This window comes from Bacterioplanoides sp. (genome assembly GCF_965226395.1).
GTDB lineage: Bacteria > Pseudomonadota > Gammaproteobacteria > Pseudomonadales > Oceanobacteraceae > Bacterioplanoides.
Map to the genome: position 1 here is coordinate 3,656,927 of NZ_OZ245358.1, position 26,993 is coordinate 3,683,919.

General features: G+C 50.3%; 24 protein-coding genes. 15 read left to right on the top strand and 9 right to left on the bottom strand.

The genetic code is table 11. The features are described 5' to 3' along the window. The first annotated feature begins 74 nt into the window (after positions 1-74). From ACO05E_RS16735 to murB, 8 genes are all read left to right on the top strand, one after another. Positions 75-2,504: a DNA internalization-related competence protein ComEC/Rec2 gene (locus ACO05E_RS16735; RefSeq protein ID WP_419810631.1), complete on the top strand. Its 2,430-nt coding sequence runs from the start codon at positions 75-77 to the stop codon at positions 2,502-2,504. 82 nt (positions 2,505-2,586) lie between these two features. Next, positions 2,587-3,219, top strand: coding sequence for a MotA/TolQ/ExbB proton channel family protein (locus ACO05E_RS16740; protein ID WP_419810632.1), 633 nt, complete (start codon positions 2,587-2,589; stop codon positions 3,217-3,219). Further along, positions 3,220-3,642: an ExbD/TolR family protein gene (locus tag ACO05E_RS16745; RefSeq protein WP_255860753.1), complete on the top strand. Its 423-nt coding sequence runs from the start codon at positions 3,220-3,222 to the stop codon at positions 3,640-3,642. Positions 3,643-3,665: 23 nt separating this feature from the next. After that, positions 3,666-5,462 carry a lipid A export permease/ATP-binding protein MsbA gene (msbA, locus tag ACO05E_RS16750; protein WP_419810633.1) on the top strand — a complete coding sequence of 599 codons (1,797 nt, stop codon included), beginning with the start codon at positions 3,666-3,668 and terminating at the stop codon, positions 5,460-5,462. A gap of 5 nt (positions 5,463-5,467) precedes the next feature. After that, positions 5,468-6,460 (top strand): tetraacyldisaccharide 4'-kinase, encoded by a 993-nt coding sequence (gene lpxK / locus ACO05E_RS16755; RefSeq protein WP_419810634.1) that lies wholly within the window; start codon positions 5,468-5,470, stop codon positions 6,458-6,460. Positions 6,461-6,531: 71 nt separating this feature from the next. Further along, on the top strand, positions 6,532-6,759 hold the full coding sequence (locus ACO05E_RS16760; RefSeq protein WP_419810635.1) for a Trm112 family protein: 228 nt from the start codon (positions 6,532-6,534) through the stop codon (positions 6,757-6,759). Positions 6,760-6,761: 2 nt separating this feature from the next. Next, positions 6,762-7,235, top strand: coding sequence for a low molecular weight protein-tyrosine-phosphatase (locus ACO05E_RS16765; protein WP_419810636.1), 474 nt, complete (start codon positions 6,762-6,764; stop codon positions 7,233-7,235). Positions 7,236-7,249: 14 nt separating this feature from the next. Continuing rightward, the gene (murB, locus tag ACO05E_RS16770) at positions 7,250-8,281 is read left to right on the top strand and encodes a UDP-N-acetylmuramate dehydrogenase (protein WP_419810637.1); all 1,032 of its coding nucleotides are present in this window, start codon (positions 7,250-7,252) and stop codon (positions 8,279-8,281) included. Positions 8,282-8,447: 166 nt separating this feature from the next. Here the strand turns inward: murB and xthA are convergent, their stop codons facing one another. Continuing rightward, a complete protein-coding gene (gene xthA / locus ACO05E_RS16775; RefSeq protein WP_419810638.1) occupies positions 8,448-9,263 on the bottom strand; it encodes an exodeoxyribonuclease III in 816 nt (271 codons plus the stop codon). A gap of 137 nt (positions 9,264-9,400) precedes the next feature. Here xthA and ACO05E_RS16780 point away from each other — a divergent pair, with 137 nt between their 5' ends. Together ACO05E_RS16780 and ACO05E_RS16785 are read left to right on the top strand one after the other, a co-directional pair. Then, entirely contained in the window at positions 9,401-10,603 is a 1,203-nt protein-coding gene (locus ACO05E_RS16780; protein WP_419810639.1) for an ABC transporter substrate-binding protein, read from the top strand. Positions 10,604-10,619: 16 nt separating this feature from the next. After that, a complete protein-coding gene (locus ACO05E_RS16785) occupies positions 10,620-12,485 on the top strand; it encodes a sensor histidine kinase (RefSeq protein WP_419810640.1) in 1,866 nt (621 codons plus the stop codon). On the opposite strand, the gene ACO05E_RS16790 is transcribed toward ACO05E_RS16785, so the two are convergent. Next, positions 12,457-13,602 carry an ABC transporter substrate-binding protein gene (locus tag ACO05E_RS16790; RefSeq protein ID WP_419810641.1) on the bottom strand — a complete coding sequence of 382 codons (1,146 nt, stop codon included), beginning with the start codon at positions 13,600-13,602 and terminating at the stop codon, positions 12,457-12,459. The genes ACO05E_RS16785 and ACO05E_RS16790 overlap by 29 nt on opposite strands. 9 nt (positions 13,603-13,611) lie before the next feature. Then, complete coding sequence (locus ACO05E_RS16795) at positions 13,612-15,183, bottom strand: LysM peptidoglycan-binding domain-containing protein (RefSeq protein ID WP_419810642.1); 1,572 nt, start codon at positions 15,181-15,183, stop codon at positions 13,612-13,614. Positions 15,184-15,277: 94 nt separating this feature from the next. Here ACO05E_RS16795 and ACO05E_RS16800 point away from each other — a divergent pair, with 94 nt between their 5' ends. From ACO05E_RS16800 to ACO05E_RS16815, 4 genes are all read left to right on the top strand, one after another. Beyond that, positions 15,278-16,048, top strand: a complete 771-nt coding sequence (locus ACO05E_RS16800) for a methyltransferase domain-containing protein (RefSeq protein WP_419810643.1) — start codon at positions 15,278-15,280, stop codon at positions 16,046-16,048. Between the two features lie 78 nt (positions 16,049-16,126). Next, positions 16,127-16,825: a DNA polymerase III subunit epsilon gene (gene dnaQ / locus ACO05E_RS16805; protein ID WP_419810644.1), complete on the top strand. Its 699-nt coding sequence runs from the start codon at positions 16,127-16,129 to the stop codon at positions 16,823-16,825. 199 nt (positions 16,826-17,024) lie between these two features. Continuing rightward, a complete protein-coding gene (locus tag ACO05E_RS16810) occupies positions 17,025-18,668 on the top strand; it encodes a hypothetical protein (RefSeq protein WP_419810645.1) in 1,644 nt (547 codons plus the stop codon). A gap of 1 nt (position 18,669) precedes the next feature. Beyond that, positions 18,670-19,311 carry a hypothetical protein gene (locus ACO05E_RS16815; RefSeq protein WP_419810646.1) on the top strand — a complete coding sequence of 214 codons (642 nt, stop codon included), beginning with the start codon at positions 18,670-18,672 and terminating at the stop codon, positions 19,309-19,311. A 54-nt stretch (positions 19,312-19,365) separates the two neighbouring features. On the opposite strand, the gene thiI is transcribed toward ACO05E_RS16815, so the two are convergent. Next, positions 19,366-20,823: a tRNA uracil 4-sulfurtransferase ThiI gene (gene thiI / locus ACO05E_RS16820; RefSeq protein WP_419810647.1), complete on the bottom strand. Its 1,458-nt coding sequence runs from the start codon at positions 20,821-20,823 to the stop codon at positions 19,366-19,368. A 239-nt stretch (positions 20,824-21,062) separates the two neighbouring features. Here thiI and phbB point away from each other — a divergent pair, with 239 nt between their 5' ends. Continuing rightward, entirely contained in the window at positions 21,063-21,809 is a 747-nt protein-coding gene (phbB, locus tag ACO05E_RS16825) for an acetoacetyl-CoA reductase (protein ID WP_419810648.1), read from the top strand. Between the two features lie 114 nt (positions 21,810-21,923). On the opposite strand, the gene ACO05E_RS16830 is transcribed toward phbB, so the two are convergent. The 5 genes from ACO05E_RS16830 to modA form a co-directional block, all read right to left on the bottom strand. Further along, positions 21,924-22,799 (bottom strand): type IV pili methyl-accepting chemotaxis transducer N-terminal domain-containing protein, encoded by an 876-nt coding sequence (locus tag ACO05E_RS16830; protein ID WP_419810649.1) that lies wholly within the window; start codon positions 22,797-22,799, stop codon positions 21,924-21,926. Positions 22,800-22,907: 108 nt separating this feature from the next. Then, entirely contained in the window at positions 22,908-24,113 is a 1,206-nt protein-coding gene (locus tag ACO05E_RS16835; protein ID WP_419810650.1) for a tyrosine-type recombinase/integrase, read from the bottom strand. Between the two features lie 186 nt (positions 24,114-24,299). After that, the gene (gene modC / locus ACO05E_RS16840; protein WP_419810651.1) at positions 24,300-25,430 is read right to left on the bottom strand and encodes a molybdenum ABC transporter ATP-binding protein; all 1,131 of its coding nucleotides are present in this window, start codon (positions 25,428-25,430) and stop codon (positions 24,300-24,302) included. 5 nt (positions 25,431-25,435) lie between these two features. Further along, positions 25,436-26,152, bottom strand: coding sequence for a molybdate ABC transporter permease subunit (modB, locus tag ACO05E_RS16845; RefSeq protein ID WP_419810652.1), 717 nt, complete (start codon positions 26,150-26,152; stop codon positions 25,436-25,438). Then, the gene (modA, locus tag ACO05E_RS16850) at positions 26,145-26,984 is read right to left on the bottom strand and encodes a molybdate ABC transporter substrate-binding protein (protein ID WP_419810653.1); all 840 of its coding nucleotides are present in this window, start codon (positions 26,982-26,984) and stop codon (positions 26,145-26,147) included. The genes modB and modA overlap by 8 nt, the downstream gene beginning before the upstream one ends. Positions 26,985-26,993 lie beyond the last annotated feature (9 nt).

A 26,993-nucleotide genomic window follows, 5' to 3' on the forward strand; every position in this document is an offset into this window, starting at 1 on the left:
ACTTATGTCCTGTCAACAGGACATAAGGATAAGGGAGGGCTGTAAATGGATTTAAAAAAGAGAGTACCAAACGGATGAGGGCATCTCTGCTGGTCGCGGCCTGGTTGCTCAGCGTGGCGGTGGTGGTTGGTGTATTTCTGCCAACTGTGGCCATGATCATCATGATAATAGTGATGTTGCTGGGGCTGGCCTGCCTGATCTATTTAAAAATCGTGCAACCACGCTCGGCGTTATTTTGTTTAGTGGTTGTGTTGTTAGGCCTGATGCGCGGCCATCTTTGGCTCAATGACGCCTTGTCGCATCGCCTGCCAACGACACTGGATCGCAGCCGGGCAACACTTGAGTTAACAGTAGAGGACGTCGAACAAGCGGATCATGGCTGGCGATTATCCGTTACGGTGCTGAATTTTAGTGACTCTTCTGAGCAAGCGCAGCCTGAGCTATCAAATCTGCGAAAAATGCGCCTGAACTGGTATCCCCGTGATTCTCGCCTTGCCAGGCGAGGTCAGATATCCGGAGCAGGGTCGGTATCTAAAAAGGGCCAGATATCCGCAGAATCTTTGCTGGGAGCCAGGATTCGTGCTGATCTTGTCTTGCGTGCACCACGACGTTTTGCCAATCCTTTGCCCTACGATTACGAAGCTTACTTATTGATCCAGGGAATCGATGCCATTGGCTATATCCGCCAACTAACTCTGCTTTCCGAAAACCACTCACCGAACAGGCTGCTGTCATTCCGCCATCAGCAATTACAGAAAATTGATGAGTATTACACTCCAGCCGCAGCGGCCTGGTTAAAAGGGCTGGTATTGGGTGAGGGGAATGCATTCAGTGCAGAGCAATGGCGTTTGGCCGCTAATACCGGCACCTTGCATCTACTGGTTGTCAGTGGCTTGCATATGGGCATGGTGGCTGCGCTGGCGTTGCTGCTGGCAGGTTTCGGATGGCGCATTATGGCGCTGCTGAGAGCTCAGGTTATGCAGCAATACGCTTCTGAGCAAAGCACCTCAATCAGTGCGGTTCGGCTGCAAAAATACTGGTATCTGATTTGGGTTGTAATGGCGTGTTCTGGATATGCACTGCTATCTGGCGGTGGAATTGCCGTATACCGGGCTTTTCTGATGCTGCTGGGTGTTTGGTTGTTGTGGTTTTCCGTGCGTCGGCTGAATGGTTGGCAGATCTATTCGCTGGTTGTGGCAGGATTGTTGTTTACCATGCCGCTGATCTTTACCCAAGCCGGATTTCAGTATTCGGTTCTATCGGTAGGGGGTCTGCTGCTGGCATTTTCCGGGCGTAAAACAGGTTGGTTATCGACCTTGATCTGGCCGCAGCTGGTTGTTTTCTTTGCCCTGGTTCCTTTGGTGTTGTGGTGGTTGGCGCCACTCAGCTTCTCTCATATTGTGGCGAATCTGATCGCTATTCCACTGGTAACTTTTGTGTTGTTACCGGCCTGCCTAGTGGCCGTGCTGATTCCAGCTTTTGGCGAAAATACTGAATTAATCGGATTACTCAATTCCATTATTGCCTCAACAGGCCAGTGGTTCTGGTATTGGCTGGAGTGGCAGGCGTCGCTGGATTTGCCATTGCTGCAGGCAGAACCTACGCCATTGTTTATCCTGCTTTGGCTGCTGTTAATGTTAATGGGATTGCGCAAACTCAGCTTTCCGGTTAATACCCTGCTGGCGTTGTTGCCACTAATGTTGCTGGTTGGTTCGATCAGACCGAGCGACAGTAAACCATTCTTTATGATGGCAGATGTTGGCCAGGGGTTAGCTTTGATCGCCAGTGATGGTCAACAGACTCTGGTTTACGATACCGGCCCAAGATATTCATCGCGCTTTGATGCGGGCAGTAGCATTGTGGTGCCCTTGTTGAGGCAAAAGGCGATATCGCCGGATGTACTGATCGTCAGCCATTCGGATAATGATCATTCAGGCGGGGAGGCTGCTTTGCTGGCGGCCTTCTCTCATGTTATTGGTTATTACGGTCAGCCCGACAGCTCTCAGGCTAATTTTCAAGAAAGCAGCGCTCAAAGCAATTGCCACAATATGGAGGGTTGGCAGGTGTTGAGCGATGTTCTGCGTTTTCGCTTTCTGCATTACGACATCAGCCCGGACAGTGATAACAACCAGTCTTGCGTAGTTCAGCTGCAATGGCTAAATAAGCGTATATTGTTGCCCGGTGATATTGATGTTCAGGTAGAGAAACAGTTGGTGGAGCGCCATGGCCAAGCACTAAAGGCCGATATCCTGATTGCTCCCCATCACGGTTCAGCCACCAGCTCGTCTGCTTTATTTATTAATACCGTTCAACCGCAGCAGGTGTGGGTCTCGGCCGGATTTAATCATCGTTTTGGACATCCTCACAAACAGGTAGTTGCCCGTTACCAGCAGACCGGAGTTGAGATGCTGAATACCGCTGAGTCGGGAGCAGTGTGGCTCGATGAGTCCGCCCGGTTGGTTGTGCAACGTCAGCGCTGGCAGCCGCGTTGGTTGTCTCCCTGAGCTGGGGCGGTGTTGATTTTGTTAAGAATTTTTAAACGCTGTGATACAGTAGCGCGCAAACTGACTGGCAGGAGTAGCCTTTATGCTGGAGATTATCCAGAGCGGTGGTTGGATGATGGTTCCAATCATCATTTCCTCAATTTTAGCCCTGGCAATTACCGTTGAACGTTTCTGGACATTACGCCCGCAACAAATTGCCCCCAATGATCTATTGGCCCGGGTTTGGGGTTGGATGAAGAACAATCAACTCGACAGCTCGCGTATCAAAGAACTGCGTGGCTCCTCTCCTCTGGGTCGGGTATTAGCCGCTGGCTTGCTGAACTCCCGTCATGGCCGCACCATCATGAAAGAAAGCATTGAGGAAGTGGCTTCCCATGAAGTGCATGAGATGGAGCGTTACCTGAATGCACTGGGTACCATTGCCGCGGTTGCGCCATTAATGGGCTTGCTGGGTACCGTGATTGGTATGATCAAGGTGTTCTCAGAGATTGTGATTGCTGGTACCGGTCAGGCTAACTTGCTGGCAGGTGGCATCTCGGAAGCATTAATCACCACCGCTGCCGGTATGGTGGTTGCGATTCCGGCACTGATTGCACACCGCATGCTGCAGCGTCGTGTTGATGAGGTGGTTGTCTTTATGGAACAGGAAGCCATTAAACTGGTGGATGTGTTGCACGGCGAGCGTGAAGTTGTCGATAACGATGAGGCCGCTTAAGTGAATTTTAAACGTCAGAACCGGGAAGAAATAGCGGTTAATCTGACACCGCTGATTGATATTGTGTTTCTGCTGCTGATTTTCTTTATGGTGTCGACCACCTTTACTAAAGAAAACCACCTGAGTATTGATCTGCCAGAAGCCAGCGCCGAAGCAAGCGATGCACCGCTGCAGGCGCTTGAAATTCTGATTTCAGCCTCCGGTGAATACTCGGTGAACGATCAGGCGTTGATTAACTCTCAGCTGGATACACTCAAGCGTGGTTTGCAAAAGCTGCTGGGTGATCGCGAAACGGCACCGGTTATTATCACTGCGGATGCCAAAACGCCGCACGAAGCGGTGGTCAGAGCGATGGATGCGGCCGGCCAGTTAGGCCTGGTAAATCTGAGCATTACCACGCGTCAGCCTGCTGAAGCTCCATAATTTGAAATATCCGACCATTTGAGATGTCCGACCCTTTGAAAAACACGGCTAAACCCGCGAACACAACCACTGCCAACGATATGGCTGAAAATTACACCACCGGGCGCTTATACAAGCGCCTGCTTTCGTATGTGTGGCCACATAAATTTGCCTTTGCGGTAAGCATTTTTGGCTTTATGTTATTTGCCACCGCCGCGCCAGCAATGGCGTGGATGATGGGGGAAGTTCAGGCCACGCTTAATGACCCTCAGCAACAGCGCATTTTGCTGCTGATTGCCACTCTGGTAGGTATTTTTATGTATCGCGGAGTAGCGACCTTTTTGGGTAAATACTTTACCGCGATTGTTGGTCGTAGCGTGGTGCATACCTTACGTACAGAACTGTTTGAACAGATGATGCGCCTGCCCACCAGCTACTACGACAAAGAATCCCGTGGCCGTCTGATTTCGCGTATTACTTTTGATATTGAACAGGTAACCGGTGCTTCAACCAAGGCACTGACGATTCTGGTTCAGGAAGGTATGACGGTGATTTTCCTGATGGGATACCTGATTTACCTCGATTACACCCTGACCTTTATTTTTCTTGCGTTGGTGCCCGTGATTGGTGCCTTAGTTGGGCTGGCCAGTCGCTTTTTCCGCAAATACAGCCGCCGGATTCAGAAATCCATCGGTAATGTGACTCAGGTGGCCAACGAAACCATTAATGGTTTTCGTGAAGTGCGTACATTTGGTGGTCGGGAGTATGAAGAGCAACGTTTCCTGAAAACCAGTGAATACAACCGCAAACAGGCGCTGAAATTCGCCCTGACCAACGCCGTAAATGTACCGCTGAATCAGCAGATTGTGGCACTGGGTCTGGGAGCCATGGTGTACTTTATGTTCCAACGGGTATCCGCTGGCAGCATGAGCAGTGAAGAGTTTATGGTGTTTATCACCGCAGCTTCTTTAATTGCCAAGCCAATTCGGGCGCTGACCAATATCAACTCGGTGATTCAGAAAGGGGTGGTTGCAGCAGAATCCGTTTTCACCATTCTGGATACCGATCAGGAAGTCGACAAGGGTGATCAGCAGCTTGATCGTTGTCGTGGCGATTTGTGCTTTGACGCTGTTAGCTTCCGTTACGAAAATGCCGAAACTAACGCACTGAATAACATCAAGCTGGATGTAAAAGCGGGTACGTCGGTGGCTTTTGTGGGTAAATCCGGCAGTGGTAAGTCAACTCTGGCCAACTTGATTCCACGTTTCTATGACGTGAGTGAAGGGCGCATTTGCCTGGACGGTATCGACATCCGTGATCTTACCCTTGATAACCTGCGCCAGCAGGTGGCTATCGTCAGTCAGAATGTCACTCTGTTTAACGGTTCTATTAAAGACAATATCGCTTACGGTGCCTTAAGCACTAAAAGCGATGATGAAATTTTTGCTGCGGCTAAAGCGGCTCACGTTGACGAGTTTGTTGAGAAACTGGAAGACGGCTTTGATACCGAAGTGGGCGAGAGCGGCGTATTACTTTCCGGCGGACAGCGCCAGCGTATTGCTATTGCCCGGGCATTGCTGAAAGATGCACCGATTCTGATTCTTGATGAAGCCACCTCCGCGCTGGATACCCAGTCAGAGCGTCATATTCAGGCCGCGATGGAAGAAGTTATGAAAGGACGTACGACCTTTGTGATTGCCCACCGCCTGAGTACCATCGAAAGCGTTGATCGCATTATTGTGGTCGATAAAGGTGAAATCAAAGAAGATGGCAGCCACGACGAGTTATTGCAGCAGCAGGGCTTATACGCCCAGCTGCATCAGCTTCAGGATCTGGATTAAGCCGGATGCTGAACTGGCTGACACGCACCATTGAGCATAACTGGTATCAGGCCCGGCCGGGGTGGAACTGGTTATTGCTGCCACTGTGGCTGATCGTTTGGCCGCTGGTCTGGCTGAAACGCTACCGTGCACTCAATAATCCCAGCGCGACCTTAGCCACGCCGGTTGTGGTAGTTGGCAATCTCTCCGTTGGCGGAACCGGTAAAACCCCATTGATTATCCAGCTCGTGGAATACACTCAGACGCTGGGGTTTCGCGCCGGTGTCATCAGCCGTGGTTATGGCGGCCATAGTTCAGATTACCCGCTCCGTGTGGAGGCCGACACAAGTGCTGAGGTGTGTGGTGATGAGCCCAAATTACTGCAGCAACGATTAGGTTGTCCGGTTGCGGTGGATCCAAACCGGCGACAGGCGGCTGAAGCACTGGATGGTCAGGTGGATATTATTTTCAGCGACGATGGCCTGCAGCATTATCGGCTGGGGCGTGATGCTGAAATCCTGGTTGTTGATGCCAAGCGCCAATTTGGCAATGGTTGGTTGTTGCCTGTTGGGCCGTTACGTGAGCCGCGCTCACGTGCAGCAGCAGTCGATCTGGTACTGCAAAATGGTGAAGATTTTTGTGTTGAAGCGACTCAACTGATTAATGCCAAAACCGGTGAACAACAGGCGCTGACTCGTCTGTCCGGCCAGCGTTGTCATGCGGTGGCCGGTATCGGTAATCCGCAGCGCTTTTACGATACCCTGCAGCAGCTCGGGGCTGATATTATCGAACACAGTTTTGTTGATCATCACCAATTTGTTGCGACAGATCTGCAATTTAATGATGATCTGCCGGTGATTATGACCGAGAAGGACTGGGTGAAATGTACCCGTTTTGCACAAGAGAATATGTGGTATCTGGCGGTTGATGCACGGTTAACAACAACGGCTCAGCAGCAGGTTCATCAACTGTTGCAACGCCTGCTTAGTGGTTCTGATAAGCCAGTTGTTTCTGATTAAGCAGGCGATCATTTGCGATTAAAATGAATCGTGATTAAAAATTAATAGTGAATAAAAGTAGTGAGAGCTCCATGGATAAACAATTAGTCGCCATGCTGGTATGCCCTTTGTGTCAGGGCAAATTAAAACTGGATAACGACGCCAACGAATTGTTATGCACGTTTGATGGTTTGGCATATCCGATTAACGATGGCGTACCGGTGATGCTGGACGGTGAAGCGCGTAAAATGAGCGAAGAAGAAAAGCTGGAAAAAGCCCAGGCTTCTCAGGCCGCTAAAACCTCTACGGACAGCGAATAACCATGAAGCGGGTGCTGTTTGTTTGTCTGGGGAATATCTGCCGCTCACCAACCGCTCACGGTGTGTTTCAGAAAATGGTGGATGATGCCGGTCTGAGTGATCAGATTGAGGTAGATTCTGCCGGCACTGCGGCCTGGCACATCGGTAAATCACCAGATTCCCGTTCTGCCAGCGCCGCCGCAAAACGTGGTTATGACCTGTCGCCACTGAGAGCGCGTCAGGCAGTAGCGGCCGACTTTGATCAATTCGATTATGTGCTGGCGATGGATAAAGAAAACCTGACCAATTTGCAGGCCATTTGTCCGCCCGGCAGCCGCTCAGCTCCGCAGTTATTTCTGTATGATTTTGGCCAAGCCTTCTCTGAAATCGAAGTGCCGGATCCGTATTACGGTGGCGATGCCGGATTTGAACATGTGCTGGATTTGCTGGAAGACGCCTGCAGCAATCTGTTAACCGATGTCCGCCAGCAACTCTGACCAACAACTCTGATATGACGCCTTCTTCCGGTTCCAACCTTAAATACGAATTCGATAAAGACCTCAAATCCTTTAATACCTTGCGCCTACCTGGCTGCGCACGACAGTTTGCGCGCTTTAACTCGCTGTCTGAGCTGATTTTTCTGCTGCATGATGCCCGTCGTCAGCAGCTCAAGGTGAAAGTACTGGGTGGTGGTAGCAATGTATTGATGCCGCCAAGGGTCGAAGGTCTGGTACTGCAATCCGGCATGGCAGGTGTAACGCTGCTGCGCCAGGATCAGGATTCTGTCTGGCTGAAAGTCGATGCCGGTAAAAAATGGCATGATTGGGTGCTGGAAAGTCTGGAATATGGTCATGGTATTGAAAACCTGGCGTTAATCCCGGGCACGGTTGGTGCATCACCCATTCAGAATATCGGTGCTTATGGCGTTGAGGTGGCCGATGTGATCGACAGCGTTCAGGGCATTTGCCTCAGTAGCCTGCAGCTGGTGACGCTGTCTAACCATGATTGCCGTTTTGGTTATCGCGATTCTGTTTTTAAACGCGAGTTAAACGGAGATTTTATTGTCACGTCGGTGACGTTTCGTTTGCAGAAACAATTTCAGCCTAATGTCAGCTACGGGCCACTGGCCAGCTGGGCGGAGCAGCTTCCTGGGTTCACTGCCCAACAACTGATTCAGCAGGTGTGCGACATTCGTTCGTCAAAATTGCCGGACCCGAACGAAATCGCCAATGCCGGTTCGTTTTTTAAAAATCCGGTGGTTAGTGCCGGACAGGCGGCTGAATTAAAGCAACGGTTTAATAGCATGCCGGGCTATCCGCAGCAGGACGGTTCAATGAAACTGGCCGCCGGCTGGTTGATTGAACAAGCGGGCTGGAAGGGCAAAGCATCAGGAAATATCACCATGCACGCACAACAGGCGCTGGTACTGACCACCAACGGTCATGCCACGTTGGATGATGTTGAAGGTGCCTATAAAGCAGTGCAGGAGGATGTTTCGGGAAAGTTTGGCGTAACACTGGAGCCTGAGCCTCAGTTGTTCTGAGGCTCTTTGACTGCCTGTAGATTATTGAAAATGTTTCTGAGGTAGCCAGAACAAGCGGAACGCCGCCCGGGCAAAAATCAGCGAAAACGCGCAGTTTATAGATAATAAATGAGCATTTGAGCTGATTTTTAACGCAGTTATGGCAACGTAAGTAGTTTTTCACACTTTACTTGGAGAATTCAGACCAAATTGGCGCATGATCCGACGGCTTCTCCATGCCACGAATATCATAACTAACACCCGCTGCGGTACAGCTCTCATATAATCCCGGTGTTGTCAGGATATGGTCAATCCGCAGGCCACGTTTAGGCTCATCATTAAAGCCTTTAGAGCGGTAATCAAACCAGCTGAAGGTATCAGCGGATTCAGGATAATGCTTGCGATAGGTGTCTTGCAGACCCCAGTTCAGCAGCGTCTGATACCATTCACGTTCTTCCGGCAGGAAGCTGCATTTACCGGTTTTTAACCAGCGCTTGCGGTTGGGTTCACCAATGCCAATATCCGTATCTTCCGGTGAGATATTCATATCACCCATTACCACCACATTGTCATCGGTAGTGAAATTTTCAGACAGGTAGCGCATCAGATCAGCATAAAATTTCTGTTTGGCCGGGAACTTGGTTTCGTGTTCACGGCTTTCTCCCTGGGGGAAATAACCGTTCAGTACGTCATACACCTTGCCATCAATCTCGTAGCGGGCATGAATCAGGCGTTTTTGTGCTTCCTCATCGTCCCAGGGCCAACCTTTTTGCACAAAAATTGGGGCTGTTTTACTGACCAAGGCGACACCGTAATGGCTTTTCTGGCCAAAATATTCCACGTGATAGCCAAGGCCCTCAACATCCGCCAGCGGGAACTGCTCATCGTGAACTTTGGTTTCCTGTAGGCCCATGACATCCGGATCGAGCGTGTCACGGATAGCCTCAAGCTGGTGCTGACGAGCACGAATACCATTGATGTTAAAGCTGATGATTTTGGCCATGCTGGTTCCTGATGGTTGTGAATTGGTGGTTGTGAATAAAACAGACGCGATGATACCGACTGCATCCGTCGCTGAAAAGTTGCCATCAAACCGGCTCTGGTCTTTAGTTACCTAAGAATCATTACGGAACAGTGATCATGCGACATTATTGCTTGCTATTGATATTGCTGCTGCCTGTGCTGGCAAAGGCAGCACCTTATGCGGAGTTAAATATTTATCTGGATGCCGACCAAACCGGTGCCGCCAGCTCCGGGAAATCTATTTATCAGGGAATCTCCCTCGCGTTGGCGCGACATCATCATCAGATTCAGGATATTCCGCTCAAGGTGCTAAGCAAAGATCACCGCGGCAACTCGCGTCGCAGCAAGGCACATTTACAAGCATTCCTGAACGATCCGCAGGGATTAGCGGTGGTGTCGGGACTGCATTCGCCACCTCTATTGGCTAATAAAGAATTTATCAATCAAAACGGTATTTTAACGCTGAACCCGTGGGCCGCAGCCGGGCCTATTACCCGTCGTGGTCACAACAGTGCTGATGACGAACGCTGGATTTTTCGATTGTCGATTGATGACAGTAAAGCGGGTGAGGTGATCGCCGAAAGTGCTTTGCAGGAAGGTTTTAGCGCACCGTTTTTATTGCTGGAAGATACCGGTTGGGGGCGCTCCAATAATAAAACCATGATGCTGTCGCTGAAAAATAAAGGGGTTGAAGCGGTGGGTATTCACTGGTTTCACTGGGGGTTAAGCGAGGAATCAGCACGCATTATATTACGTGACATCAGCCTCAGTGGTGCCGACGTTATTTTTATGGTGGCTAATGCACCTGAAGGGAAGACAATTTCCCGCGCGCTGCTGTCATTGCCGCCCGAGCAACGATTGCCGCTACGCAGTCACTGGGGAATTACCGGTGGTGATTTTGCAGAATCCATTGGTAAGGAAGGGTTGGCCAATCTGGATCTGCAGTTTATCCAGACCCGCTTTTCATTTACTGGCCCTCAGACTCGCTATTCAAAGCAGGTGTTTGATGAAGCCCAACGCTACTTTGAAGAAATTCACAACGAAAACGATATCAAAGCGGCCTCTGGCTTTATTCATGGCTTTGATTTGATGAATCTGTTTTTAACCTCTGCTGAGTCCATCACGTTTACGGGGGATATTGCGCAAGATCGACGTCGTATTCGTGATGCTATGTACCAACTGAAACAGCCGTTACCCGGATTAATTAAAACGTATCAGTTGCCTTTCTCCAAAGAGGGATGGGATGGTCATGAAGCGTTGGACAAGTCGGATTACACCATGGGGTATTTCACCCCGAGTGGCACCATTAAGCTGAAATAAGCGGAGTTTATTTACAGTGGCGTTACCACACCCGGAAATCAAAAAAACTTTCACCCGCTTTGTAATCGTTAGCATGACGGTAATGACAATACTGGTGCTGCTGATCGCCGGTGGCAGTGTGCGCTTATTATTGCTTGAGAGCATCAGAACCGAGCAAAACATGCGTGTGCAGGAGGCGGTGGCTTCGCTGCAGCAGTACGTTCAGGTGCGTGCTAATCAGCTGGCCGATCAGCGCTCCATTCCGCTGTTAACTCAGGCGGTGCTGCAACCGGACAATTTATTGCCCAGTGCCGAAGATTTGCTCAATGAACTGTACTTGCAGCAACAGCTTTATCAGCAAAAGTTACTCGATTTTTCAGGTACGGTTTTGTATGAACGCTACCCCAGTGAAATAAAGGATTACTCGGTGCGTGATTGGTTCGATTTATTAAGCCACTCCCCCGAAAAAACCGCTGCGGTGCTGATTACTGGCTCTAATGACGTTGATGCTGATAAAGGCAATCAGCCTTACCTGGAGCTGGTTGTGCCTCTGATCTATAACGGCCAAACCGAAGGGTTTCTGTTGACGGCCATCGGCTGGCAAAAAATATTGCGGGAGACACAACTGAAAAGCGCCTTACAGGGCATTGCGTTATCTCTTGGCGAGCCTGGTGGCCAAGGCCATATTCGGGTGAATGATGCGGCATTAGTTTTATCGCCTGATTCGTCTCGTCATGAAAAACTGGGTGAATGGCTGACTCTGAACCAATCCTTTTTAACTTTACCGGTTTATTTCCAATTGGATGAATCCCGTATTGATTCGTTAATTTATCGCCACTTGCTGATTCTGTTTGCCGTTTTTGTGGTGATGGCAATTGTTATTACCTTGTTTGTAGTATCCCGCGGGCAGCGTTTGTTTGTAATGCCACTGGAAAACCTCCGGCAGCATATTCATCTGTTGGAAAACGGTGATCAGCAAGAGATCAGCACCCCTGACAATGCCTCCAAAGAAATGGCTGGTCTGATCCGACAGTTTAATCGTATGGCTGCCAACGTGTTGCAACGTGAAGACCAGCTTAAACAAACCAATCGCCAGCTGATCGAAAATCAGCAGCAACTGCTGCAGTCTGAAAAAATGGCCAGTGTTGGCACCATGGCCGCCGGTGTGGCGCACGAAATTAACAACCCGGTTGCGTTTGTATTAAGCAATACACATACGCTGAAGGAATACATCGACGAGTTCTCCGAACTGGTGGACACCATTAAAAAACAGGACTGGCAGCAGGCTGCGGAACTCTGTCGTCAATACGATATCCCGGAACTGATCAGTGATAGCCGGGATATTCTGTCAGAGTCACAAGAAGGCCTGATTCGCGTGCGTGATATTGTCGCCAGCCTGAAAAAATTTGCCCATGCCGATTCTGAAAAAACGGAGCTCGTCGATCTGAAATCCTGTATCGAATTCACTCTGAAGCTGATCTGGAATGAAATTAAATACGTCGCTGAATTAACCACCGACTTACTGGACGATATTCAGGTTGAAGCGAACGAAGGGCAGTTGTCGCAGGTGTTCGCCAATTTATTGATTAATGCCAGTCACGCGATTCAGGAGCAGGGACATATTTCGGTCGCAATGCGGCTGAATCATTCCTCTGTTGGCAGCACTTCCGTCGACAAACCCTCAGTCGATATCCTGATTAGCGACAACGGCAAAGGCATGGATGATAAAACGCTACAGCGCATTTTTGAGCCTTTTTATACCGATAAAGAAGTCGGGGTTGGCACCGGGCTGGGTCTCAGTATTTCCCAGGGTATTATTCAGGGATTAAATGGCCGCATTGAAGTCAGTAGCCAGCCGGGGCAAGGGTCGACTTTTACGGTAACGCTTCCGCTTGCGGCTTAATATTACGAATCAATTGCGGCACTTTATCCTTTCTATGTGGTGCTGCTAATACATCAATACGTTGCTGCTGGCTGATCCAGAAACCGCCACCATACGTCACCTCATAGGGGTTAAGGATATCGGCTGAACTGGACGTTCCCAGCTCAGCAGGCAGTTGTAACCATTCCCAGATCGCATAACGGGAAATCTTATCTGTGGTGTGATACTCCAGGCGGGTAATCTGATAGTCGCTGTTCAGCTGCTGTATGGCCAGGTGATTCCAGTTGTGTTCCTTCTGCAGGGAAATACTGTCAATTTCTCCTGAGCGAAAGCGTTTTAGTAGTTGTGCTGCTGAGTCCAGTTTGTGGTAAACGATCCGATCAATATTAAAGCGGTTGCTGAAAAAAGAGCGCTTCTGGGCCCACCAGTTATCTGTTTTTCGTAAATTAATCTGGTCGCGGGTAATCAGGGTTTCCAGATGGTAAGCGGATGTTGTTGGTTCCGCCAGGTAATCAAAAGCCTCTGGCCAGCCATCACGGGAAGTATAAAAATGCTCCGCTGCTGGGCGAAATGCAAAAACAGCATCCAACTTGCCTACAGCTACCTGGGGCAGTAACTCAAACGCAAACACTTTATCCGAATACACAATCAGCCGTTTTAATGATGATTGGATTGCCTGACGTTGCGTGATGGCGCCGGTTGTTTCGGCGCTCAGAAACTCCAGCGTAAAGCGAATATCCCGGGTGGTCAGTGGTACACCATCCGACCAGCGGGCATCGTTATCCAGCTGACAATAAAAGCGATTGTCCGCAAAGTTAACGTGCCAGGCATGGCATAACATCGACATCCATTCACCGCTATTGGGGTGACGTGCCAGCAAGGGCATTTGCAGTCGTTCAATCAGGTAGGCCACATAAGTGTCGGTGTTCGGTCCAAAGCGGCGTAAGGTATCTGGCGTAGCAGTTACGGCCTGACGGTAAACCCCGCCGGACTGAGACGGTTGTTTAAACAAGGCAGGAGGGTGATAGCTGCGCCAGGCGATATCCGGAATACCGCCATAGTCATAGGCAACCGGGACAGCCGCTGACACTGGCAATGAAAACAGCATCAGGATTAATAGCAGGCTCCGGCTAATCATGGTTGTCAATTAACGGGTAACATCAATGTACAGCGTCAGCCGCTGGCCGGGCTGAAGGTACTTATTGTTGGTTTTATTGCTGTTCCAGCGACGAATATCCGATACCCGAACCCCGAATTTTTGTGCAATACGCGCCAGTGAATCACCATTGCGAACTTTGTAGTTCACTTTTCGAATCACTTCCCGTTGTGAAGGCTTGGCTTTTTTGCTCCAAATCACCAGTTTTTGACCGGCTTTCAGTGGATCACCCGGTGCCATGCCATTCCAGCGCGCCAGCTCAGATACTTTAACATCGTGGTTGCGGGCAATTTGCCAGAAGCTGTCACCACTACGTACACTGTATTCTGACTTTTGTGTGTTGGAGGGCTGGCGAGCGGTTTTCAGACGTGCCAAACGCTGCGGTGCGCTGTGTGAATAAGCTTGCTGGCCTTTAAATGCACTGGGAATCAATAATTGATCTCCGGCGTGGATAATATTGCCACGCAAGCTGTTGGATTGTTTCAGCGCATTGGGTGTGGTGTGAAACCGGCGAGCAATGGTTAACAGATTATCACCCGGTTTAACCTTGTAGCGCTGCCATTTCACCCGGGAGTTGGCCGGCAAGGCGGCTAATTGCTGATCAAATACCGCTTTCTTTTGGTAAGGGATCAGTAGCTCATGAGGTCCTTGGGGGTGAGTTGCCCAGCGATTGTATTCCGGGTTGAGTTTATAGATCTCTTCCAGATCGGTATCAGCCAGTTCAGCCGCCTGGGATAAATCGATCTGACCGCCGGTATCGACAATAGCAAAATATGGCTGGTTAGCAACTGGCTTAATGGTGACGCCGTATTGTTCGGCGTCGCGTAATAATTTTGCCAGCGCAATTAACTTAGGCACGTAAGCACGGGTTTCTCTTGGCAGGCTCAGCGACCAGAAGTCGGTTGGCTTGCCTTTTTTGCGGTTCTTGCGAATGGCTTTGCGAACCGTTCCGGCACCGGAGTTATAGGCAGCGAGCGCCAGTAACCAGTCACCTTTAAATTCACGCTGCAGCGCATGCAGGTAACGTAATGCAGCTTCGGTAGAGGCACGAATATCACGGCGCCCGTCGTGCCACCAATCCTGTTGCAGTCCAAAATCGCGGCCGGTTGACGGGATAAACTGCCATACCCCGGACGCACGTCCATGCGAATAGGCAAATGGATCAAAGGCGCTTTCAACAATGGGTAACAGGGCAATCTCGCCCGGAATTTCGCGAACCTCTATCTGCTCAGCAATAAAATGCAGGTAACGCACTCCACGATCGGCCACCCGATCGAGGTACGACTGGTGCGATTTGTACCAGTTTAATTGTGAGGTGATGCGCGGATTGTCGATATCAATGTTCAGGCGATAAGCATCAATAATACGATTCCAGACATTGTTATGATCAAGAGATTGATCATTGGCTGTTTTGTCAGTTGAGGGCTGCCCGGTATCGCTGACGGTCAGCTGCTGCTCGGATTTTTTACTGGGTGTAATGTCGGGTGTTGCAGCCGGGGTGGCGGCACAGCCAGAAAGGCAGGCAAGGCCGCAGAGAATCAATAATGGTGTAAAACGAAGCATCTGATTACTATGTAGGTTAAATAACGCAATGAATAAAAACCTCTCAAGTCTAAAGACAGCCCTGTAGGCTCGCAAGGGAATCTGATCACAAACCATGAATCGCAGCGGTAATAAAATCAAACCTGACACCTACCAGAACTGGCTTAAACGTCCGGCTACCGAGCGTTTGCTGGCTTTGGAGGCTGATTGGCTTAGGGATACGATCTCCGCTTTCCGAGGCTTGCATCTGGCTTATGCTGGTATTGACCCAACGCCACATTTTCTTGAAGCCAGCCGTTGTCATCATGTGTTCCGGATGGCCTTTCCCTGGCAGAAGGGCCGTGTCAGCCGGGCGCTTGATTGCAAAGACTCGCACTGGCCGCTGGCGGATGAAAGTCTGGATGTGGTGGTGCTGCAGCACTGCCTGGATATGACGCGTCGCCCACATCAGCTGATTCGTGAAGCCTGTCGCTGCCTGGTGCCAAATGGTTATCTGGTGGTCGTGGGGTTTAATCCGTGGAGTTTGTGGGGTGTTGGCCGTTTGGCACATGCTTTTTCGTCCGAACTTCCCTGGGTCGCTAATCCGGTCGCTTATAATCGCCTGAAGGATTGGCTGATTTTATTGGATAGTCAGGTGGAACAAGTCCGGCACGTTGAGCACTTATGGCCGTTACGTTTGTTTTCGGAGCGCTTATCCCGCCGTTTTGATCGGGTAGCTGCCAATCGTAGCTGGCTGCCGGGCAATGGCTATCTGTTGATTTCCCGTAAAACCATCGCCGGAATGACGCCGATTCGTGAAAAACGCTGGCGCCATACGCATCCTGGTTTTACCATGCCGGCCCCGGCCGTTCGCCAGCCCCAGCTGCGCGACGACTGCAACACCTAGATACACATCTTTGAGCACAGCGCCTTTTATGCAACACCTGATTATGCAATACCCTAAATACAAGCCGGAGCACATCTTATGAGACAAATTGTACTGGATACTGAAACCACGGGTATTGGCGAAGGGCACCGGATCATTGAAATCGGTTGTGTTGAGGTAATCGAACGCAAGTTGACCGGGCGTCATTATCATAAATACATCAATCCACAGCGCGATATTGATGCCGAAGCTCAGGAAGTGCATGGCATTTCCAATGAGTGGCTGATCGGGACCGGTGCTCCGGTTTTTGCCCAGGTTGCCGATGAGTTCCGTGAATTTATCGCTGGGGCTGAATTGGTTATTCACAATGCGGCGTTCGACGTTGGCATGATGGATGCTGAGTTTAATCGCCTGAATATGACCAATACCCGCGAGTTTTGCGGTGTTATGGATACCCTGTTGCTGGCTCGTGAAATGTTCCCGGGTTCTCGTGTCAGTCTTGATGCCTTATGTAAGCGTTACGACATTGACAACAGCCATCGTGAGTTACACGGCGCATTGCTGGATGCCGAGATTCTGGCGGATGTGTACCTGATGATGACGGGTGGCCAGACTGATCTGGCGCTGGCGGTTGAAGATGGCCAGCAGAATGGTCTGGTTGATATTGCGCTGGATGACGCCTTGATGAATGTTGAGCTGCCTGTTATCCGGGCGTCAGGTTCTGAGCTGGAAGCACATGAGCAATTTCTTAATCTGGTGGACAAAAAAAGTGACGGCGCCATCTGGCGTCGCAGTTAAGCGTTGCCAACAGGATCTAAGAAATACGACAGGGTTTTGATGCCTTACGATCGTGAAAATCAGTATCCGCGGGTGTGAGATTTTTCTCACTCCTGGCCAAAAAACCGGCGTATATTGCTGTATTACCTCAAGTAAACGTTTCGCGTAGCAGCTGTTAGTGGGTAGAATGACAACAAATACAACAAAGAACGACGCGAGTATGGCGGATATAACAACAGGAAGTGAAGTATCACACTTTGCATCATCTCTGGCTCTGGTTCAGGCAGAAATAGCTAATGCACTGGATCAGGCAGCAGTGCAATTGGATGCTTACTCAGACAGTGGCAGTGATGACAGCCTGACCTTATTTCTGGAAGAAATTCAGCAGTTACGTGGCACCTTTAAAATGCTGGATTTCCGTGCCGGGGAACGGGTATGTGAAGAGTTGGCTGAAACCGGACGTATTGCCCGTTCCAAACGGGTTAGCGAAGCCACCCTGCAAGCATTCACGCAAGCCATTGTGTATCTGAATCGTTATATCGAATGTGTCGCCAGCGGCGATATTGTTTCTCCGAGCTTGCTAATTCCTACCATTAATCAAATCCGTAAGCAGCGTGCTGAAAAGCCGCTGCCGGAAGCCTATTTCTTTCTGGTTAATCTGCGCCCTAAGCTCGATATTCCAGCCACTGATCCGGAAGCTGGCAGCTTTCCTTACCGCAGAGCCCGACAGTTGTATCAGCTCGGCCTGATTGGTCTGATGAAGCAACAGGGGCGACGTGGACCACTGCAAGTCATGCAACGCGCCATCACTCGTTTTGAAAAAGCCAGCCGGGGCGGAGCATCCTGGCCACTGTGGAGTGTCGCCAGCGGAGCATTGGATGCCTTGTCTCAGGATGCCTTTGAAATTGGCCCGCAACGCTTGAGTCTGTTGGGGGCTCTGGATCGTCAGGTGCGCAAGGTTCAGGAGACGGAAGGGCGTGCTTTTAATGAAAAAATGCCGGACTGGTTATTAAAAGAACTGCTGTATCTGGTCGCCCTAGCTAGCGACGACGGTGACAATATCACACGCATTCAGCGTGATTTCCGCATTGGCGAAGGAGTTAAGGAGACCAACCTTGCTGAGGCCCGGCAGCGTCTTTCCGGCCCGGATCAGGCGGCCATTGACTCCTTATCCGAAGCGCTTCAGGAAGAGCTGCAATCGGTGAAGGATCTGGTGGATCTGTTGGAGCGCACAGACACCAGCGAAGAAAACTTTAATGAACTGATTGTTAGCCTGAGTCGCATTGCTGACACCCTGCAGATTGCCAACCTGTTTGACGCTTCAGAAAAAACCCGCCGCTTGTGCGTTGCTTTAAAAGCCAATGGTGTGAATGGCATGCAGTCTCAGATTGCTTCTGTGGCGGATGGCATTATTCATATCGAACAAGAAATGCGTGGCATGTCGCAGACAGGCCTGGATCGTGACAGCCTGGTGGACCCGGTGAGTCTGGCCGAAGCAAAAATTGCGGTGCTGTCGGAATCCATGACTGCCATGACACTGATCAAGCGCTCGATTGGCTCGTTTGTGGATTCCAATGGCGATCGATTGCACATTAAGAACATTGGTAAAAGCCTGCACGATGTTGCCGGTTCACTGATTTTCCTTGAAAAGCACTCCGTGGCGTCTCTGCTACACGACCTTGAAGCCTTTGTGTCACTGCGACTGCTGGGGAATGAGGTTCAGCCGACTGAGAAGCAGCTTGAAGCTTTTGCTGATGGTGTAACCGCCATTGAATATTTCCTCGACTCATTAAGTGGCCAGGGTAATGGCTCGGATGATGCACTCAAACTGGCACAAGAGAGCCTTCAGATATTAAGGGACTAATATGTTGCAAACGGGTCTGACAGTCTTTGCCGCAGTATTTATTCTGATCGGCATCATTGTGATTGCAATGATGTGGCGGGGAAAGGAGTGGTTTGTCTATTGGATCAAAGGCAGCGTTGGCATGCTGATGCTAACTGGTTGCATTCTGGCGGCATTTACTCTGGTGGATTTATGGAGCTACCGACAGCTGCAGAGCGAAGAGCCGTTGGCGACTCTGAGCATTTATCAGTTGGGCGATCAGAGTTACGACATCACTTTGGCGGACGCCACCGGTGGTGAGCGTCGCTTTAAACTAACCGGTGATCAATGGCAGCTCGATGCTCGCCTGATTACCTGGTCCGGACCTTTTGCCGCCGCCGGAGTAAAACCTCTGTATCGGCTGGATCGTTTATCCGGGCGTTATTTATCACTGGAGCAGGAGCGCACCTCTGAGCGAACCCTGTATGAATTATCCGGTTCTCGCTGGCTGGACTTATGGCAGGCCCTGTATGAATCCGGACTCTGGCTGGACGCTCAATTTGGCAGTGCGGTTTATATGCCAATGAGCAACGGTGCAGTTTTCTCTATCCACCTGGCCCCGAAAGGCCTGATTGCCCGACCAGTAAACGATGTTGCCAAGGCAGCATTACAAGTGGATTGGTAGTTAATAGTTTTAGAACAACAAAAAGCCCGCTTTATTGCGGGCTTTTTGTTGTTTTTAGCTTTCCACGTATACCGCAAACCGCCCCTTGCCTTGCTCATTCAGATGGTGAGCGTGAATCTTACTCATGGTGCCTTTCTGGCAATACATCAGATAGCGGGTATTGCTATCAAATTCCGCCACGCGACTGTCCACTTCATAAAACGGAATGGTCAGTACGGTATTGTTAGTGAAAGTCAGCGGGGCATCTGCTGCTTCATTCGGATGACGGATATCAATAATCACATCATCCAGTGCCGGCGTGCTGATCAGCTCAATACTCTCAAGCCCGCTCTCATCGCCGCTTAATACATCATCAATACGTTCGTACTTGGCGTTACGGAGTGCCTCTTCCAGTACATCAAAGTTAAAGTCAGCCTCCGTAGACTCGACTTTCTTGCGATCACCCACTGTGGTTGGCTTGACCGAAATAACCCCGCAATACTCCGGCATAGTTGCGGCAAACGCCTCAGTACCAATGCGACGCGAGATATCAATAATTTCCGGCTTGCCCATCGAGGCCAGCGGACGCAATACCATGTGATCACACACCTGATCAATTACTGCCAGATTGGTAATGGTCTGACTGGCAACCTGCGCCACCGCTTCGCCGGTAACCAGCGCTGGCAGCTTTAATTCATCTGCAACGCGTGACGCAGCACGCAACATCATACGCTTAAGGACAACACCCATCTGGGATACATCAATATTTTTCAGGATCTCTTCCACCACACCTTCAAACGGTACAGTAATGAACTTCACCCGGTGGCTTTCACTGTAGTTAGACCACAGATAGTGGGATACCTGCTTAACACCAATTTCATGGGCGCTGCCACCTAAATTAAAGAAGCAGAAGTGGGTTTTAATGCCGCGACGAGTCATCAGATAACTGGCAACGGTGGAATCAAAGCCGCCGGAAATCAGCGATAAAACCTCGCCCTGAGAACCCAGAGGGTAGCCGCCTACGCCCATTACCTGTTGACGCACCACCTGAACTTTGTCGTTGCGGATTTCTGCTTTTACCACAACCTCAGGGTTCTTCAGTGAAACCCCGGTTGCTTCGGTTTCTTTTAATAACCCACCACCCATATAGATCTCAGCCTGATGGGAGGTGAAATCATGCTGACCAGCACGCTTAATACGAACACAAAAGGTTTTGCCGGCCAGCTCTGCTGCATAAGCATCACGCACACGTTGATAAGCTTCATCTAAGGTGGTGAATTCGTATTCAACAATCTCCAATGCAGAGCCAATGCCCGGTGTATGGGTGAGGATCTGAATGGCTTTACGGTGTGAAATATCGTCATCATGATTCATCACTACCACCAGACTGTCCCAGCGATTCTGCACATCCACAGACAGATCGTGCTTGCGGAATAAGGTCTGCAGGTTCTGGCGCAGAATCTTGGTGATCTGCTTACGCACCGGGCGCGACTTAATCGTGATTTCAGGGAACAGTTTGATGACGAATTTCATTTTCAGACAACCGGGTGATGCATAAAGGCGCGGATTATATAGCAAGCTCTGGGTCAGTGGCAGCTTTGTAAGAAAACTGCCTGAGAGTTAACTATTAGACATGCCTCTTTTTCTGCGTCGCATTTCTGAGCTTCATATTAGTGTCATAACAGGCAGTAATGCTGCCAGAGCCTGTTAAACACGGCTCAACATGATATTGATATGGCAAAAAACAATAAAACGCACTGACGGAGTAGAGCATGACTAAACGTATCGCATTAGTAACGGGTGGCACCGGTGGCATTGGTACCGCTATTTGCAAGCATTTGCACGACGATGGCTATCAGGTTATTGCCGGATACTATTCCGGTGGCAATCACGAAAAGGCACAGCAATGGCAGAGCCAGCTAAAAGAGGAGGGTTATGACATTGCGCTTGCTTACGGCAATATTCGTGACTATGACTCGTGTGCCGCCTGCATCGAAGGTATTAAAAAGGACTTTGGCAGCATTGATATTCTGGTGAATAACGGTGGTATTACCCGTGATACCACCTTGCGCAAAATGTCGCCGGAACACTGGGATGACGTAATTGCCACCAATCTGACCTCGGTTTTCTATATGACCCGCTTAGTCATTAACGATATGCTGGCTCAGAAATGGGGCCGCATCGTGAATATTTCCTCCATTAATGGTGAAAAAGGTCAGTTTGGCCAGGCCAACTATTCGGCTGCTAAGGCGGGTATGTACGGTTTCACCAAGGCCGTGGCTCAGGAAGTGGCCAGCAAAGGCATTACCGTGAACACGGTATCGCCAGGTTATATTGCGACATCAATGATCATGGATGTACCGGAGGAAATTCGTGAGCAAATCCGCATGGGCATTCCGGTGGGGCGCTTTGGTGAACCGCAGGATATTGCCCGGGTTGTCAGTTTCCTGACCGCTGAAGATGGCGGCTTTATCACTGGTGCGAACATTTCAGCCAATGGCGGCCAATATATGCACTAACCCCTTAAGCATTCGTGTCTATGTAGGTTATGTAGGCATAGGAACAAGAAAAAACCGGAATACCTGGTCGCAAACTGACAGAGGACATTCCGGTTTTTTATGATGGGCAGAAATTTAAAGTGCAGCCACCATCTGGCGGTGATCATCCAGCAGGAAGGATGAGTTTAACTCGCCGGAGTCATGCAGGCGCTCATACATTCCGGTGATTTCATTCATGCGCTTCAACATACTCTCGGTAGTACGGGAAATGACATGAGTGGCATACTGCCCCGACTTGATGCGATTAAAGCCGGCCTTGGAGAAGTTCAGCTGAGCTTCAACCCCAGACAACGCAAAATGAATTTCCTCGCTGTTCTGTGGGGCAATCAGCAAGGTATTTAAGCCCTTTTCAAATTCACCCAGAGCGCGATAAAAGCCATCAATCACTTTTTGCTGGCGTTGTCCGGAGGCGTGAGCAAAATAATACTTTGCCATCCGCTGACTCAGCATCCGTTGACGGCCAGAAACATTGACCAATACGGCGCTGTCGGTATTGGCGTATTGCTCAATATCCAACACCACTTGATGGCAGGCCGCAACGAGCTCTTCACCAATGGCAATCAGTTCAATCGTGTCGGCTGGCTGCTCGGCTGATAAAGCCGCCTGTAACTTGGCCCAGCGCACTTCGACAGTGCCAAGATTGTCCTGAATGAGCGGTGTTGGTGCGTAATGTTTCAGATTTCTGAGTTGTGCGGCAAACAATTGCTGAGCGTGAACCAGTTGTTTTTCAGCCTTCATCGAGTCGATTTCAGAGTTGATCTGAATATAGGCTTTCACCATCCGCTCGCTAAGCATTCGCTGGCGACCGGCCTGGTTAAGCGCGGCGCCATCGCTGAGTGGTGTGATATTGGCTGGCGTGCTGGTCGACGCTGCACGGGTATGAGCCTCATTGTTTTCAGCAAAGCTGGCAAACGAGACGAATAAGGCAAGAAAGGGTAGGAAACGGAACATAATCCCTCCGGAAGGTTTGTTACTCAACAACAGCTTCAACAGAGAGCAAGAAAAGTTCCCGAAACCTTGCTGTCAGCCCAATTGCTGACTTTGTTCGTCAGTTTTTCCTTATGAATAGTCCGGTTTTAGCTTCTTATATCGTGCACTGGCATGCCGTTCACGCATTTCAGTATCGATATAGCGATCGGTGGTTGCCATGCTGGCGTGTCCGGCATCTTCCTTAACGTGCTCTTTCGGGCGAAATTTCACGTCTTCAGAAATACCGGTGTGCCTGAGCCAGTGAACCGTCGCCACTTTCAGCTCCTGAGCGTCGTCTGCCATTCCCTGAGATCGCATCCGTTCATAAGCCGCATCAAAGCAGTGCTGTACCAGGTAGCGAATCTGGCGGGTGCTGGTCACCGGGCCGCGCCCTTTGATTTTATTGATCAGTGGGGTTTGCTCACCCACAGTCGGAAGGGGAGTCAGTCCCAGGTAAGAGCGGTAGCGTTTCAGTGCCTGTAGCATGTCGTCAGACACAGTCACCATACGCACCTTATTGCCTTTGCCAATCACTTTCAGCCACCAGTGTTGATCACGATCTTGCTGAAAATCCCCCATAACCGGTGTGCCACGCTCGTCCGCCACCAATTCGGAGATTCGCAGGTACATGCCAAACAAAATCTTCATCACAAACAATGAGCGTTCATGCTCGCGTGGATTGGCATCGGCCTGCTGTTCGGTGGTTTCCAGAATAAAGTCCCACTGCAGGTTGGAAATACGCCGAATCGGCTCCTGATAGGCATGTTTCTGCAGATACCGACTGCGCTGGCGAATCAGTTTAACTGGGTTGATCTCGACGTAGTCTTCCTGCTGCAGGTAATTAAAGTAGGTCGATAGAATGGAGAAAATCGCCTGCAGACTTTTCTGAGACAAGTTGAACTCAGCGGAATGTGTGCGTTTATTGTGCTGCGCCACAAATGGCCGCCAGTCCGGATTGACCACGCGCTCACCCTGATGCAGACGAAAGCGGGCGGCTTGTTTGTCGCCAATCCAGCTGGACGGCGGCTGCTGACAAAAAGCGAGAAAGTCTTCCATATCCTGACGCCGCAATTCAGTCAGGCTCATTGAACGCACCAGCCAGGTCCACTGCAACAAACGCTCAACTTCGCGGCGATAGCTGTTAAAGGTAGCGCTGGTACCACTGTAGCTGGATAAAAAATTCAGGGTGTTAATCAGGTCTTCATAGGCTCCGTTAACTTCACGTAGCTCAGGTAAACGCACCATCATCGCCTGGGCATAGCGCAGTGGATTACCAATATGTTCAGCCTGATCCAACAGTGGCCTTGGCGACGGGGCTGATGATGAACTTGGTGCATGCGGTGAAGCTGATGCAACCTGATGGGAAGAATCTGGAGAAACGGGCACTGCAGTGGTTCCGAGGGCAATTAAAGAGTCGTTAAATTATCGGAAATAAGGTACGGATTCTGCCGTCGTAATGCAAGGCAATGTAAGGACGGGTGACTATCCAACAATGGCCGTCGCTTTAATCTGCGCCATAACAGTCATGCCCGGGGTTAGCTGCAGCTGATAACAGCTTTTGCGGGTTATCATGGAATACAGGGTTAAGTCTTCGGCTTGTAAGGTGAGCAGACTGTAGGGTGCTTGATCTTCGATCTGGCTGATTGTCATTGGCAGCCGGTTTTGAATGCTACTTGCGCCTGGTGTTGAGGCGGTATCCAAGCTGATGCTGACATCCCGGGCTTTGATTAGCACCCGCTGAATCGACCCTATTGGCGTGGTATCAGAAATCGAATCAGTAACCAGAGATAATCTGGGCCTGCCTGTATTTGGGCTACTTGCATCTGTCCCGCTTATATTGGCTTCGCCGATCTCCAGTTGGATCATCTGCCACTCAGGTTCAATGCCAACCACGGCACCACGCCAGATCACTGCCGGATTCTGTTCAGTATCGTCGGCTGAATACTGCGCCGACACCCAGGATTCCGGGGCACCGTGGTAGATCAGCTTGCCATGTTCGAGAACCAACAGATGATCAGCCAGTTGCGCAACTTCAGCCAAGGCGTGCGTGACATACAGTACCGGGATTTCCAGCCAGCGAAACAACTGCTGCAGGTAGATCAATAACTCTGCTTTGTGTGCAGCATCAATGGCGGCGAGCGGCTCATCCATCAGTAATAAGTCCGGATTAGTGACCAATGCCCGGGCAATCGCCACACGCTGTTGCTCTCCACCGGAGAGTTTTTCTACCCGACGTGACAGCAAGGGCGGCAGCCCAAGCACGGCAAACAGGGACTCTTGCTGCTCTGCGCTCATCGGAGTTTGGCTGCGCTTCAGGCCGTACTGAATATTTTGCTCAACCGTTAAATGGCTGAATAAACGCGCATCCTGAAACACATAACCAATACGCCGTCGTTCCGGTGCAACAAACTGCTGAGCATCTTGCAGTACTCGCTGATTAAGCGAGATTTTGATGTTATCCGAGCGATCCAGGCCCGCAATTAAGCGCAGCAATGAGGTTTTACCAGACCCGGAGTGGCCACAAACCGCCGTAACGCCCTGGCAGGGAATCTGTGCCGTTAATGCCAGCTGAAAATCTGGCGATGGTGAGTGATGAATATCCAGAGTTAACATAAATCTCAGCGCCAGATTGTAGTTCGGCTGGAGGGGCGCAATGCATACAGACCCAACAAGATGATCAGGGAAAAACCAACCAGCAAGCCTGACAGCCAGTGCGCCCGACCATATTGCAGAGATTCAACCTGTTCGTAAATCTGCACCGACAACACCTGAGTTTCTCCGGGAATATTGCCGCCAATCATCAGCACCACACCAAACTCCCCCAAGGTATGGGCAAAGCCAAGAATGGCAGCGCTGATAAAGCCGGGTTTAGCGAGTGGCAATACAATACTGAAAAACCGATCCCAAGGGCCGGCACCCAGCATTTTTGCTGCCTCAATAGGTTTCGGGCCAATGGCCTCAAAGGCATTTTGCAGCGGCTGCACCACGAATGGTAACGAATAGATAACGGAAGCTACCACCAGTCCAGTGAAGGTAAATGGCAGGTAGCCCAGCCCCAAAGAGTGGGTCAGCTGGCCGATGAAGCCTTCCGGGCCCATGGCAATCAGTAAATAGAACCCCAACACGGTTGGCGGCAGTACCAGCGGCATGGAAACCAGTGCCGTTACTATGCCGCGCAAACGGCTTTGACCGCCAGCCAGCCATAACGCCAGAGGCGTGGATATCAGCAATAACAACAGAGTGGATAGGGCGGCTAGCTTCAGCGTCAGCCAGATGGCTTGCCAGTCTTCCGGAAGCAACACAAACGGCAGTAGCGTGTTGAATGACTCAGTCATAAGCGCCTACCGGATCGTTTGCTGGCAGGGCTTTTTCTGACGACTTTTGTGTCACATAACCATGGGCCTGAATAATTGTTTGACCGCGTTCGGAGAGAATAAAGGCAATAAAAGCCTGAGAGGCTTGATCAGCAACAGATAAATTATCGGAAATATCAGAGCTGTTATGGGGCGACCGTTGTGATGAATGGCCCAGCAGCACCAGATCCTGACGGATGGGTTGATGCAGCGCCTGGGGAATCAGTCGATACTGAATCGGCAAACCAGAAGACTGGATAACCTGAGAAAGTGCCACCAGAGCGTAATCGACGGAGCCAGCGGCTAAAAACTGATACGCCTGGGAGATATTTTCACCTTTAATCAGTCGTGGTGAAAAATCCGTTAGCTCGGCCAAGGCTTGCTGCGCGGCCAGCCCATAGGGTGCCAGTTTGGGGTTGGCAACTGACAGAGTCTTGATTGATTGATTGGTGAAAAGCGATAAAGACAAAGGCTCGGAGCCATGATTGCGGCTGGCCAGTACTAAGCGGCCAACAGCATAGGTTTGCTGCGATTCGGGAGCGGCGAATCCCAGCTGAATCAACCTGGCAGGTTTATCCTGATCCGCTGACAGAAACACATCATAAGGCGCGCCATGTTGAATTTGAGCAAATAGCTTTCCGGATGATCCAGTGGTGATGCGCACTGAATGCCCGGACATCGCTTCAAAATCTTTGGCGAGTTGTTTTGCCGTTGCCACAAAGTTAGACGCCACGGCGACAGAGATTTCGGCCGAGCGAGCCAGCGGGCTGATAACAAACAGAAAAACAATAAACAAAAGGCGTAAACAGATCATGCGGCGAGT

Bases quoted from the DNA above. Each gene is read 5' to 3' on its own strand.
- msbA (WP_419810633.1), top strand. From the start codon at position 3,666: ATGTCCGACCCTTTGAAAAACACGGCTAAACCCGCGAACACAACCACT.
- phbB (WP_419810648.1), top strand. From the start codon at position 21,063: ATGACTAAACGTATCGCATTAGTAACGGGTGGCACCGGTGGCATTGGT.
- ACO05E_RS16830 (WP_419810649.1), bottom strand. From the start codon at position 22,799: ATGTTCCGTTTCCTACCCTTTCTTGCCTTATTCGTCTCGTTTGCCAGC.
- ACO05E_RS16760 (WP_419810635.1), top strand. From the start codon at position 6,532: ATGGATAAACAATTAGTCGCCATGCTGGTATGCCCTTTGTGTCAGGGC.
- ACO05E_RS16740 (WP_419810632.1), top strand. From the start codon at position 2,587: ATGCTGGAGATTATCCAGAGCGGTGGTTGGATGATGGTTCCAATCATC.
- xthA (WP_419810638.1), bottom strand. From the start codon at position 9,263: ATGGCCAAAATCATCAGCTTTAACATCAATGGTATTCGTGCTCGTCAG.
- ACO05E_RS16735 (WP_419810631.1), top strand. From the start codon at position 75: ATGAGGGCATCTCTGCTGGTCGCGGCCTGGTTGCTCAGCGTGGCGGTG.
- dnaQ (WP_419810644.1), top strand. From the start codon at position 16,127: ATGAGACAAATTGTACTGGATACTGAAACCACGGGTATTGGCGAAGGG.
- modB (WP_419810652.1), bottom strand. From the start codon at position 26,152: ATGACTGAGTCATTCAACACGCTACTGCCGTTTGTGTTGCTTCCGGAA.
- modC (WP_419810651.1), bottom strand. From the start codon at position 25,430: ATGTTAACTCTGGATATTCATCACTCACCATCGCCAGATTTTCAGCTG.
- ACO05E_RS16810 (WP_419810645.1), top strand. From the start codon at position 17,025: ATGGCGGATATAACAACAGGAAGTGAAGTATCACACTTTGCATCATCT.
- thiI (WP_419810647.1), bottom strand. From the start codon at position 20,823: ATGAAATTCGTCATCAAACTGTTCCCTGAAATCACGATTAAGTCGCGC.
- modA (WP_419810653.1), bottom strand. From the start codon at position 26,984: ATGATCTGTTTACGCCTTTTGTTTATTGTTTTTCTGTTTGTTATCAGC.
- ACO05E_RS16780 (WP_419810639.1), top strand. From the start codon at position 9,401: ATGCGACATTATTGCTTGCTATTGATATTGCTGCTGCCTGTGCTGGCA.
- ACO05E_RS16800 (WP_419810643.1), top strand. From the start codon at position 15,278: ATGAATCGCAGCGGTAATAAAATCAAACCTGACACCTACCAGAACTGG.
- lpxK (WP_419810634.1), top strand. From the start codon at position 5,468: ATGCTGAACTGGCTGACACGCACCATTGAGCATAACTGGTATCAGGCC.
- ACO05E_RS16790 (WP_419810641.1), bottom strand. From the start codon at position 13,602: ATGATTAGCCGGAGCCTGCTATTAATCCTGATGCTGTTTTCATTGCCA.
- ACO05E_RS16795 (WP_419810642.1), bottom strand. From the start codon at position 15,183: ATGCTTCGTTTTACACCATTATTGATTCTCTGCGGCCTTGCCTGCCTT.
- murB (WP_419810637.1), top strand. From the start codon at position 7,250: ATGACGCCTTCTTCCGGTTCCAACCTTAAATACGAATTCGATAAAGAC.
- ACO05E_RS16765 (WP_419810636.1), top strand. From the start codon at position 6,762: ATGAAGCGGGTGCTGTTTGTTTGTCTGGGGAATATCTGCCGCTCACCA.
- ACO05E_RS16815 (WP_419810646.1), top strand. From the start codon at position 18,670: ATGTTGCAAACGGGTCTGACAGTCTTTGCCGCAGTATTTATTCTGATC.